The organism is Croceicoccus hydrothermalis, from assembly GCF_022378335.1.
GTDB classification, from domain to species: domain Bacteria; phylum Pseudomonadota; class Alphaproteobacteria; order Sphingomonadales; family Sphingomonadaceae; genus Croceicoccus; species Croceicoccus hydrothermalis.
The window spans coordinates 44,322-56,229 of sequence record NZ_JAIQCI010000029.1 but is presented as its reverse complement, the minus strand read 5'-3'; the positions used below and the strand labels follow the sequence as shown (position 1 = coordinate 56,229).

Below are 11,908 nucleotides of genomic sequence, written 5' to 3'. Positions count from 1 at the left end.
TTCCTTCGTCACTACGACGAGACCCAAATCCTCCTTAATCTACAACCGTAAATCTGTGCCATTGGTGCTGACGGCGAACAGCGCCGATGCCCATCCGAGCGATTACCCGACGGTTCGTGCGGTCGAGTTCATGGCGAATTATCTGGCTCGGCGAACGGATGGCCGGCTGAATATTAAGGTGTTCGCGGGCGGCCAGCTCGGCAATGAAACCGACACGCTGGAAATCACGAGTTTCGGCGGCATCGATTTCAGCCGGGTCAATTTCGCCCCGCTCAATTCCATCGAACCGATGACGATCCCCTTTTCGCTGCCCTTCGTGTTCGAATCGGTCGATCACATGCGCCGGGTCGTCGACAGCCCGATTGGCGACCGCGTTCTGGCGGCAATGGAACCGCATGATCTCATCGGGCTGGCAATCTACGATTCGGGCGCGCGCAACTTTTACAATTCGCGGCGCGCGATTCGGACGCCGGCGGACATGGGCGGGCTGAAAATCCGTGTGCCGGCCTCGGACCTCTATATCGCGATGGTCAATGCGCTTGGCGCCAATGCGGTCCCGATACCCTTCGGGGAGATCTATCAATCGCTGGCGCAAGGGGTGATCGACGGGGCGGAAAACAACTGGCCGACTTTCGTGGGCGAACGCCATTACGAAGTCGCGAACTACCTCAGCCTCACGGAACATCTGCTCACGCCCGAAATGCTGGTGATGAGCAAGCCGAGCTACGACGCGCTTTCTGCGGCACACCGCGCTCTCATCCGGGAGGCGGCGAAGGCATCTGTGTTCGAGATGCGGCGACTGTGGGACACGAGGGTGCGAGAGGCACGCGACGCGGTCGCCGCATCCGGCGTATCGGTCAATGCGGTGGACAAGGCGCCATTTGCGGCCCTGATGCGGCCGGTCTGGGATCAGTTCATCACCACGCCTGCTCAGCGATCCGTCGTGCAGGGTATTCTTCGGATGGGGGGGAACGGCGGATGACGGCGATATTTTCACGCGCGCTGATCGCCTTCGGTTCGATCGGCTTGCTTGCCATGACACTTATCATCGGGTGGCAGGTGTTCGGACGCTTTGTCCTGAATTCGAGCCCGTCCTGGACCGAACAGGCCTCGCTCATCCTGATGATCTGGTATGTGATGTTTGCATCGGCGGCGGGTGTCTATGAAGGGTTTCACATCCGCATCGCCATTCTTGAGGAAAAGCTTGGCGAAAGGGCGCGGCCCTTGTTGCGTTTGGTGGCGGTGGTGGTGGCGTCGGTCGGTATCGTGCTGCTGATCTATGGCACGCAACTGTGTTGGGCGGTGCGCGCGAATGTCGTTCCCTCGCTCGGTATCAGCCGCTCCGCCGCTTATGTTCCATTGCCGATTTCCGGAATTCTCATGGTCGTTTTCGCCCTGCCGCAGATCCTTACGGGTCGGCACGGCGCCGCCGCAAGGGATGAAGGGGCGGCGGACTGATGGAGCTTCTTGTCCTTTTCGGCGCGCTTTTTGTTCTCCTGTTCATCGGGGTGCCGGTGGCGTTCTCGCTGCTGACCGCGTCGCTTGCCTGTTTCGCCGTCATGGGCATCCCCCCCATCGTCGCGGTTCAACGGGTCGCATCCGGCATCAGCGTCTTTACGCTGATGGCGATCCCCTTTTTCATCTTTGCGGGCGATCTGATGTATCGCGCGGGCATCGCGGACAGGCTCGTTCGCGTCGCGGATGCGGCGATCGGCCGGGTGACGGGCGGGCTTGGCATCGTCAATGTCGGTGCCTCGATGATGTTCGGTGCCGTGTCGGGGTCTGCCATCGCGAGCGCATCCGCAATCGGTTCCAGCATGGTACCCTTGATGAAGGACAAGGGTTATCCCGGCGATTACGCCGTGAATGTCACCGTGACCGCCGCGATCGTCGGCCTGCTCATTCCGCCGTCGCACAACATGATCATCTATTCGGCGGCATCGGGCATCGGCGTGTCGATCGGCGAACTTTTCCTCGCCGGGGTCGTGCCGGGGGTTCTGACCGGGCTGATGCTGATGCTCGTCGCCTGGATTGTGGCGAAACGGCGCAAGCTGCCGACGGGGCGCTTTCCCGGATGGCGCGAATTCATCCGCGCGGCCGCATTCGCCATCCCGGGGCTGATGACCGCGATCATCATCATGGGCGGGATATTGAGCGGGTTTTTCACCCCGACCGAAAGTTCGGCCATTGCGGTCATCTATACGATGCTGATCGGGACATTGGTCTATCGCGGCCTGGGGTGGCGCGGGACGTGGGACGCGGCGCAGAAATCGGTGCGCACCGCCGCCATGGTGCTTTTCATTATCGCGGCGGCGACCGCATTCGGTTTCGCGCTCGCATTGCTGGAGGTGCCGGCCGCGCTTGCCGCGCTTATCGGCGTGCTGACGCAGGATCCCATCGTCACCTTGCTGATCATCAACGTGATGCTGCTCGCGCTGGGCACGTTCATGGACATGGCGCCGTTGATCGTCATCACGACGCCCATCTTCCTGCCGGTTGCGATGGGCATGGGCGTCGACCCCGTCCATTTCGGCATCATCATGATGCTGAATCTCGGGATCGGGCTGGTGACACCCCCTGTCGGTTCGGTGCTGTTCGTCGGTTCGGCGGTGGGGAAGATACCGGTGACGACGCTCGTAAAGACGATCTGGCCGTTCTATCTGACCTTGCTGGGTGCCTTGTTGCTGACGACCTATGTGCCGGCGCTTTCGCTGTGGTTGCCGGCGGTCTGGTCCTGATCCGTCAAAGCGTGACGCCGCGTTTCCATATCGCGATGACCCGCTGACCGGAATGTTCGGCGCGTGTTTGCTGTCCGCTTGCGACCTTCAGCAGATAATCTGCGAAATCATGCGTCGTCGTCTCGTCGCCCGCGTTCAGCATGCGGCTGGCGTCGAAATCGATCCAGCCCGATTTTTCACGGGCAAGCCGCGCATTGGACGCGACCTTGACCGTAGGGACCGGAAAGCCAAGCGGCGTCCCCCGTCCGGTGGTAAAGAGGATGAGCGTGGCACCAGCCGCGGCAAGGGCGGTCGACGACACCGCATCGTTCCCCGGTGCCTCCAACAGGGTCAGGCCCGGCAACGTCGCCTGCCCACCATAATCGATCACATCGACAAGAGGTACATCCCCACCTTTCTGCACCGCGCCGAGCGATTTTTCCTCCAGCGTGGTGATCCCGCCTGCGATATTTCCGGGCGAGGGATTTTCGGACACGGGCTGACCTTGATCGAGGAAATATCGTTTGAAACGGTTGAGCAGGCCGGTCGCGCGTGCGTGGACGTCCACGGTCACGGCGCGTGCAATAAGCGCGTTTTCCGCACCGAAAATTTCGGGAATTTCGGTAAGGATAAGCTTTCCGCCACTTTGCCCGAGCCGGTCGCTGAACCGGCCGAGGAGCGGGTTTGCCGTCAATCCCGAAAGCGCGTCCGATCCGCCGCATTTCAATCCGACGGTAAGCGCGCTCGCAGGCGCTTTCGTTCGGGACGATGGCGCAAGCTCTTCGGCCAGTTCGCCGATCAACCCCATCAGACATTCGCGTTCATCACCTGGATCCTGCGCCAGCATCGCGCGTAACTTGTACCGGCTGCGTTCCGGAACCCGGTCGATCAACGCGTCGAGCTGATTGCTCTCACACCCAAGCCCGACCAGAACCACGCCGCCGGCATTGGGATTGTCGCACAGCGCCGCAAGAAGATCGCGCGTCCCATCGAGATCGTCACCCAGTTGCGAGCAGCCGTGCGGATGTCCGAACCCCACGACCGCATCCACGGCATTGCGATGCAGATCGTTCGCCTCGCGTGCGACCATCTCGACCAGCGGCGTAACGCAGCCGACCGTAGGCAGTATCCAGATTTCGTTGCGGGTTGCGAACCGTCCGTCCGGCCGGGCATATCCGTACCAGCTGTCGAGCGATGCGAGTGCGTCCTGCCCCGCGATATGCTCGTAATCGCCATAGTCGACTTCGCCACGCAGCGCGGTCGACAAATTGTGCGAATGGACATGTGCGCCGGCGCGAATCGCCTCGCTGGCAAACCCGATCCTTTCGCCATAACGAAGCACTGCGTCGCCCGCGCAATGGTCGCGCAGCGCGAATTTATGGCCGGCGGCGATTGGTTCCCGCAATCGCAAGCAGGTCTTGCCGACGGTGATTTCCTCATGCGCGGCAAGATCGCGAAGAGCCACGGCCACGGTATCCCGCGGATGGGATGCCCATGCGGGAGGCAGTGCCGCGGCATTGTCCGGTTGGGAAATTGCTTTCATGCAGATGTCATCCTGGCTCATCGCTGCCGCAGGGTTCACCCGCCTGAACAAGTGACCGGGGGTTATGACACCGGTTACCATATGGCGCTTGCGACGGGCAAGCATGTCGCGGCGAAAGAAGGGGGATGACCAAGCCGTCGATGCTGCACGAAGGCCGTCCTCTTTTTGTCCGATTGCGAGCATCGCCAGGGGGGAAGCGAAGGTCACGTGGGGCGAGACAGCGTTCGTTTGAGGCGGGTGAAAAGAGCGTGTGGTTGTGAGCCGTTCTTCCGACATAATGCCGAAGCGTCCCGCGGGGCTCGAAACATTCGCCCGTCATCGGGAATGATAAGGGCCAACAATCCCTATTATGAAACGAACGATCGGACGTTTAAGGATTTGGGCTCCGTCGATCGCGGGGCGGATCCGCACGGGGCATTCCGCTTCTCGTTTCATCCGATCGGGCATGTCGGCGCGTTCGGCGCCTTGCGATGGGGCCGGGCCATGTTGCCCTTTGCTGCGGCCCTGCTAGACAGCGCGGCACGCATTTTTGCCGATGATGATGAAAGATACGATGCCCGATATTGATCAGCTGCGCGCCGATGCAATGGCGCAGATTGCCGCGTCCCGGACTCTCGACACGCTGGACGGTGTACGGGTTGCGTTTCTGGGCAAGCAGGGCAGCATCTCGCTGCTGATGAAGACGCTGGGCAAGATGACGCCCGAGGAACGGCAGGTCGAAGGGCCGAAACTGAACGGCCTGCGCGCAGAGGTGACTGACGCGGTCGCGGCGCGCAAGGCCGCGTTGGAGCAGGAGGCGCTCGACGCGAAGCTTGCGGGCGAGACGATCGATCTGTCGCTGCCTGCCGCCGATGCGCCCGCCGGTTCGGTTCACCCGGTCAGCCAGGCGATGGACGAGCTGGCCGAGATTTTCGCCGACCTTGGCTTTGCCGTCGCGACCGGTCCGGAGATCGAGGACGACTGGCACAATTTCACCGCGCTCAACATGCCGGACACGCACCCCGCCCGCGCGATGCATGACACGTTCTATTTCCCGGACAAGGATGACGAAGGGCGCGCGATGCTGCTGCGCACCCATACCTCGCCGGTGCAGATCCGGTCCATGGTCGAAGGCGGCGCACCGGTGCGCATCATCGCGCCGGGCCGCACCTATCGGTCGGACAGCGATGCCACCCACACGCCCATGTTCCATCAGGTCGAGGGGCTGGTCATCGACCGGAACATTCACATGGGGCATTTGAAATGGACGCTGGAAACCTTTCTGAAAGCGTTTTTCGAACGGGACGATATCGTGCTGCGCCTGCGGCCGAGCTATTTTCCCTTCACCGAACCGTCGGCGGAGGTCGATGTCGGCTATAGCCACGAAAAGGGCCGCCGCATCATCGGCGGGTCGGGCGACGAGCCGGGTCATGGCTGGATGGAAGTGTTGGGCAGCGGGATGGTCAATCGCCGGGTGATTGCGGCCTGCGGGCTGGACCCAGACGAATGGCAGGGGTTCGCATTCGGCTGCGGAATCGACCGGCTGGCGATGCTGAAATACGGGATGGATGATTTGCGCGCGTTTTTCGATGGCGATCTGCGCTGGCTGAAGCATTACGGATTCGCGGCGCTCGACGTGCCGACGCTGTCCGGCGGCGTGGGAGTGGCGGCATGAAGTTCTCGCTTTCCTGGTTGAAGGATCACCTCGACACCGATGCGACCGTCGATGAAATCGCGGCGAAGCTGACCGCGATCGGGCTGGAGATCGAAGGCGTGGAAAACCCGGCCGAGGATCTGGCCGGCTTTCGCGTGGCGCGTGTTCTGACGGCGGAAAAACATCCCGATGCGGACAAGCTGCAGGTGCTTTCGGTCGACAGCGGCGATGGCCAGCCGCTCACCGTGGTCTGCGGCGCGCCGAACGCGCGGGCGGGGCTGGTCGGCGTGCTGGGTTTGCCCGGCGCCGTGGTGCCGTCGAACGGCATGGAAATGCGCAAGGCTGCGATTCGCGGCGTCGAATCGAACGGCATGATGTGTTCGGCGCGCGAACTCGACATGGGGCAGGATCACGACGGCATCATCGAATTGCCGTCCGACGCGCCCGTCGGCACGGACTATGCCGATTATGCGGGGCTCGACGATCCGGTCTTCGACGTGGCGATCACGCCCAACCGGCCCGACTGCATGGGCGTTTACGGCATCGCGCGCGACCTGGCCGCGGCGGGGCTGGGCACGTTGAAGCGGCTCGATGCCGCGCCGGTTGCGGGCGACGGGCCGTGTCCGGTGGACATCCGGATCGAGGATCGCGACGGCTGCCCCGCGTTTTACGCGCGTGCGATTCGCGGTGTAACCAATGGCGCCAGCCCGGACTGGATGCAGGCGCGGCTCAAATCCGCAGGGCAGCGGCCGATTTCGGCGCTGGTCGACATTACCAATTACGTGATGCTGACCTATGGCCGGCCCAGCCACGCCTATGATCTGGCGAAACTGTCGGGTGCGGTCACGGCGCGGCGGGCGAGGGATGGGGAAACCGTCACCGCGCTCAATGAAAAGGAATACACGCTCGACGATACGATGCTGGTCATCGCGGACGAGGCCGGCGTGCACGATATCGCGGGCATCATGGGGGGCGAGCATTCGTCCTGCACCGATGCGACGACGGACATATTGCTGGAGGTTGCCTATTTCGATCCGGTGTGCATCGCGCTCACGGGCCGCAAGCTCAATCTCAGCAGCGATGCGCGCAGCCGGTTCGAGCGCGGTATCGACCCTGGTTTCGTGAATGACGGGCTGGAGCTTCTGACCCGGCTGATCCTCGACATTTGTGGGGGGGAGGCGAGCGAGGTGCGCCATGTGGGGGCACCGCCCGCCGCGGACAAGACGGTCGCTTTCGATCCCGCACTGACCCGTTCGCTGGGCGGGATGGATGTTCCGGAACCGACACAACGGGACATTCTGGAGCGGCTGGGCTTTGTGGTGACCGAGACGCAGGACCACTGGATCGTGGCAGTGCCGGGATGGCGCCCCGACGTCGATGGAGCCCCCGATCTGGTCGAGGAGGTCATTCGCATTCACGGGCTGGACGCGATTCCCTCGGTCGCGCTCGACCGGGCCGAAGGCGTCGCGCAGCCCACGGTCACGCCCGAGCAGGCGCGCGAACGGCGCGTCCGGCGCGCGGCGGCGGCGCGAGGAAACCACGAAGCGGTGACCTGGTCCTTCCTCCCCATTCCGGCGGCGCAAGCCTTCGGGGACGGGGAACCGTGGATGCTCGCCAATCCGATCAGCGAGGACATGAAAGCGATGCGCCCCTCGCTCATCCCCGGCCTGTTGATGGCGGCGCAGCGGAACATGGCGCGCGGCGCGGACAGCGTGCGGCTGTTCGAGATCGGTCGCCGCTATCTTCGCGGCAAGGGCGGGGCGAGCGACGAACGGCTGACGCTCGGCCTCGTCATGGCGGGGGAGAAATCCCCGCGCGGCTGGCAAGCGGGCAAGGCGCAGCCGTTCGATGCCTTCGATGCAAAGGCGGAGGCGGTGGCCCTGCTCGACGCGGCGGGCGCGCCGGTCGAAAACCTGCAGGTCATGGGCGAGGCGGGCGAGCAATTCCATCCCGGGCAGTCGGCGACGCTGCGGCTCGGGCCGAAGAACGTGCTCGCCCGGTTCGGAACGCTGCATCCGCGGATTGCGAAGCAGTTCGATATGGGCGGTGCGGTCATGGCGGTGGAAATCTTCCTCGATGCGATCCCGGCGAAGAAGGGGGAGCGCCGCTTCACCCGCGCGTCCTATGCCCCGCCCGCGCTGCAATCGGTGATGCGCGATTTCGCGTTCCTGGTACCGGACGATGTCGCCGCCGGCGATCTGGTCAAGGCGGTCAGGGGGGCGGACAAGAGGCATATCGTCGATGCCCGCATTTTCGACGAATTTCGCGGGGCCGGAGTTGCCGAGGGACACAAATCGATCGCGGTCGAGGTCGTACTCCAGCCGCAACGCAGCAGTTTCACCGAAGACGATTTGAAAGCGATCAGCGATGCCATTGTTGCGGCGGCGGCAAAGCGCAGCGCGATATTGAGAGGCTGAGATGACGAAAACGGTTTTGATTACGGGTACGACGGCGGGCATCGGCGAGGCTGCGGCCCGAACCTTTGTCGGCGCAGGTTGGCAGGTCATCGCCACCGGGCGGCGGCAGGATCGGCTCGATGCGCTGGCCCGCGATCTGGGAGAGGCTGTTTTGCCGCTGGCCTTCGACATTCGCGATGCCAAGGCACGCGATGCGGCGATTGCCGGCTTGCCCGAACGGTTCGCAGGGGTCGATCTGCTCATCAACAATGCCGGGCTGGCGCTTGGGTCCGGACCGGCGGTCGAGGCGGATCTGTCCGACTGGCACACGATGATCGAGACGAACGTGACTGCGCTGGTCGGGTTGACGCATCGGTTGCTGCCGCTGCTGATCGAACGCAAGGGGGCGATCATCAACCTGTCGAGCGTGGCGGGCAATTATCCCTATCCCGGCGGCAACGTATATGGCGGGACGAAGGCGTTCGTGACGCAATTCTCGCTGGGTCTGCGGGCCGATCTGCACGGGACCGGGGTGCGCGTCACCAATATCGAGCCTGGCATGGTCGACACCGAATTCACTTTCGTGCGCAACGGCGGCGACAAGGAAGCGGCCGATGCATTCTATCGCGGTGCGGATCCGATGACCGGCGGCGATATTGCCGAAACCATGTTGTGGGTGGCGCAGTTGCCGCCGCATCTCAACATCAACCGGCTCGAACTGATGCCGGTCACGCAAAGCTTCAACGGTTTCAACATCGCCCGCGACGAAGGCTGAGACCCGCAAGCGCGATACGCGATATTGCTACCATGCGCCCGCGCCCCTAAGGCGCGGGGCATGACAGCCATTCCGCAGCGGCGCACATTCGCCATCATCTCCCACCCCGACGCGGGCAAGACCACGCTTACCGAAAAGCTGCTGCTCACTGGCGGCGCGATCCACTTGGCCGGTGAGGTCAAGGCGCGCGGGCAGGCACGGCGCGCCCGCTCCGACTGGATGAAGATCGAGCAGCAGCGCGGCATCTCCGTGACGAGCTCTGTCATGACGTTCGAGCGGAAGGATGCAGACGGCAACGTCATCACCTTCAACCTGCTCGACACGCCGGGGCACGAAGATTTTTCCGAGGATACCTATCGCACGCTGACCGCCGTCGATTCCGCCATCATGGTGATCGACGCCGCCAAGGGTATCGAGCCGCAGACCCGCAAGCTGTTCGAGGTGTGCCGGCTTCGATCGGTGCCCATCATCACCTTCGTCAACAAGGTCGATCGCGAAGGGCGCGAACCGTTCGAACTGCTCGATGAGGTGGCGGACATGCTCGCGCTCGACGTGTGTCCGATGAGCTGGCCCATCGGCACCGGCGGCCGGTTCGAGGGCGTGCTGGATTTCGCGAGCGGGGAAGCGGCGCGCCCCGAAGGACCGTCGAAGGAATTCCTCGGCAAGCGCGACGCCGATCCCGAAATGCCCGAGGAATTCGCAGAGCAGGCGGAGCTGGCGCAGATCGGCTATCCCGAATTCGATATCGACGCCTATCGCGGCGGCGACCTGACGCCGGTCTATTTCGGATCGGCGCTCAAGAATTTCGGCGTGACCGAACTGATCGAGGCGATCAGTGCCTTCGCCCCGCCGCCCCGGCCCCAGCCGACCGACGCGGGCGAGGTGGCCCCCACCCGCGACGAGGTTTCGGGCTTCATCTTCAAGGTGCAGGCGAACATGGATCCGCAGCATCGCGATCGCATCGCCTTCATGCGGATGGTGTCGGGCACGTTCAAACGCGGCATGAAACTGACGCCGAGCGGGCTGGGCAAGCCGATCGCGGTGCATTCGCCGATCATGTTCTTTGCGCAGGATCGCGAAATTGCCGATGCCGCCTTTCCCGGCGACATCATCGGCATTCCCAATCACGGCACGTTGCGCGTGGGCGATACGCTGTCGGAGAAGAACGACATCCGTTTTACCGGCCTGCCCAATTTCGCGCCCGAAATCCTGCGCCGCGTGATCCTGAAGGATCCGACCAAGACGAAGCAATTGCGAAAGGCGCTCGACGATCTGTCGGAGGAAGGCGTGATCCAGGTGTTCTACCCGGAGCTTGGCGGTCAGTGGATCATCGGCGTGGTCGGGCAATTGCAGCTCGAGGTGCTCGTGTCCCGGCTGGAGGCGGAATACAAGGTCGAGGCAATGCTGGAACCGGCGCCGTTCGACACCGCACGCTGGATCCGCGGCGATGAAAAGGCGCTCGACGAGTTTGAAAAATACAACCGCGCCAATCTGGCGAAGGACCGCGATGGCGACTTCGTGTTCATGGCGAAATCGGCATGGGATGTCGGCTATCAGCAGGAACGCAATCCAGATCTGACCTTTTCCGCTACGAAGGAGCGTTAGGCCAGCCGTGCAGTTGAAATTCGCCAGCTATAACATTCACAAGGCGGTCGGGCTGGATCGGCGCCGCGATCCGGATCGCATTCTGGCAGTGCTGCACGAAATCGACGCGGACATCGTCGCGCTTCAGGAATGCGACCGGCGTTTCGGCACGCGGGAGAGCGTTCTGCCGCGCGCGCGGGTGGAGGATTCGCCCTATCGCACGGTCCCGCTCGACACCCGGCCGCTGTCGATGGGCTGGCACGGGAATGGCTTTCTCGTGCGGAAGGGCGTGGAGGTGATAGAGGCGGCCACGATCGCGCTTCCCACGCTGGAGCCGCGCGGTGCGATCCGGCTCGATGCGGTGATCGACGGGCAGCGCGTTCGGGTGGTGGGCATGCATCTCGACCTGTCGGGCCTGCGCCGGAGGCATCAGGCAGAAGCGGTGCTCGCCCATCTCGGCGGGTGTGAGGAATGCCCGACCGTGTTGATGGGCGATACCAATGAATGGGCCGGGCGCGGCGGTGTATTCCGTGTGTTCGACGGCGACTGGACCGTGCTCGACAGCGGGCGCAGCTTTCCCGCGCGCCGCCCGCTTGCCCGGCTCGACCGGATCATCACCTCGCCCGAATGGGAGTGCGTGGAAACAGGGGTGCATCATTCCGCGCTCGCCTCGCGCGCGTCGGATCATCTGCCCGTATGGGCGCGACTGAATTGCAGGGATGACGCCAGCCCTGCCTAAAATCTGGGCAGGTGAGGCGCCATGCTCAAATGAGAGGCGCCTGATTTAACCATTCTTTTACCGCCGTTTCGCGCAACACCCTGTTTTCTCGGCATAGTCCGTTACTGGCACGCGCCTTGCTATGTGGAGGGGAGCCGGCGACGGGCCGGTCGAGCAATCGAGGGGGATAGGCGTGAAATTCATCATTGCCATCATCAAGCCGTTCAAGCTGGATGAGGTGCGCGAGGCGCTGAGCGGCATCGGCGTCGCCGGCATGACCGTGTCGGAGGTAAAGGGATTCGGCCGCCAGAAAGGGCAGACCGAAATTTACCGCGGTGCGGAATATTCGACCAACATGCTTCCGAAGGTGAAGCTGGAAATCGCGGCCGCCGATACGCTCGCGCCGCAGATCGTCGAAACGATTCAGCAGGTCGCAAGCACCGATTCCATCGGCGATGGCAAACTCTTCGTCCTCGATCTTGCCGCCGCCACGCGCATCCGCACGGGCGAATCCGGCGACACCGCGCTTTGAAACAGGGGGT

Annotated in this window: 10 protein-coding genes; 9 read left to right on the top strand and 1 reads right to left on the bottom strand. The window is 63.3% G+C overall.

Features of this window, described 5'->3' with window-relative positions:
• The 3 genes from K4G67_RS14505 to K4G67_RS14495 all read left to right on the top strand — a co-directional run.
• The coding region (locus K4G67_RS14505) for a TRAP transporter substrate-binding protein (RefSeq protein ID WP_275588915.1) at positions 1 to 982 on the top strand (982 nt) is incomplete at its 5' end.
• Positions 979 to 1,458: a TRAP transporter small permease gene (locus K4G67_RS14500; RefSeq protein WP_239807037.1), complete on the top strand. Its 480-nt coding sequence runs from the start codon at positions 979 to 981 to the stop codon at positions 1,456 to 1,458. The genes K4G67_RS14505 and K4G67_RS14500, both read left to right, overlap by 4 nt.
• Positions 1,458 to 2,738 (top strand): TRAP transporter large permease, encoded by a 1,281-nt coding sequence (locus K4G67_RS14495; protein ID WP_239807036.1) that lies wholly within the window; start codon positions 1,458 to 1,460, stop codon positions 2,736 to 2,738. The genes K4G67_RS14500 and K4G67_RS14495 overlap by 1 nt, the downstream gene beginning before the upstream one ends.
• Positions 2,739 to 2,742: 4 nt before the next feature.
• On the opposite strand, the gene K4G67_RS14490 is transcribed toward K4G67_RS14495, so the two are convergent.
• The gene (locus K4G67_RS14490; RefSeq protein WP_239807035.1) at positions 2,743 to 4,260 is read right to left on the bottom strand and encodes a UxaA family hydrolase; all 1,518 of its coding nucleotides are present in this window, start codon (positions 4,258 to 4,260) and stop codon (positions 2,743 to 2,745) included.
• 553 nt (positions 4,261 to 4,813) lie between these two features.
• On the opposite strand from K4G67_RS14490, the gene pheS reads away from it, so the two are divergent.
• From pheS to K4G67_RS14460, 6 genes are all read left to right on the top strand, one after another.
• The gene (gene pheS, locus K4G67_RS14485; RefSeq protein WP_239807034.1) at positions 4,814 to 5,914 is read left to right on the top strand and encodes a phenylalanine--tRNA ligase subunit alpha; all 1,101 of its coding nucleotides are present in this window, start codon (positions 4,814 to 4,816) and stop codon (positions 5,912 to 5,914) included.
• Entirely contained in the window at positions 5,911 to 8,310 is a 2,400-nt protein-coding gene (gene pheT / locus K4G67_RS14480) for a phenylalanine--tRNA ligase subunit beta (RefSeq protein ID WP_239807033.1), read from the top strand. The genes pheS and pheT overlap by 4 nt, the downstream gene beginning before the upstream one ends.
• Before the next feature lies 1 nt (position 8,311).
• Positions 8,312 to 9,064 (top strand): SDR family NAD(P)-dependent oxidoreductase, encoded by a 753-nt coding sequence (locus K4G67_RS14475; RefSeq protein ID WP_239807032.1) that lies wholly within the window; start codon positions 8,312 to 8,314, stop codon positions 9,062 to 9,064.
• Positions 9,065 to 9,124: 60 nt separating this feature from the next.
• On the top strand, positions 9,125 to 10,669 hold the full coding sequence (locus K4G67_RS14470; RefSeq protein ID WP_239807031.1) for a peptide chain release factor 3: 1,545 nt from the start codon (positions 9,125 to 9,127) through the stop codon (positions 10,667 to 10,669).
• 7 nt (positions 10,670 to 10,676) lie between these two features.
• Positions 10,677 to 11,387, top strand: coding sequence for an endonuclease/exonuclease/phosphatase family protein (locus K4G67_RS14465; protein ID WP_239807030.1), 711 nt, complete (start codon positions 10,677 to 10,679; stop codon positions 11,385 to 11,387).
• Positions 11,388 to 11,559: 172 nt separating this feature from the next.
• A complete protein-coding gene (locus K4G67_RS14460; RefSeq protein ID WP_239807029.1) occupies positions 11,560 to 11,898 on the top strand; it encodes a P-II family nitrogen regulator in 339 nt (112 codons plus the stop codon).
• The last annotated feature ends 10 nt before the right edge of the window (positions 11,899 to 11,908 follow it).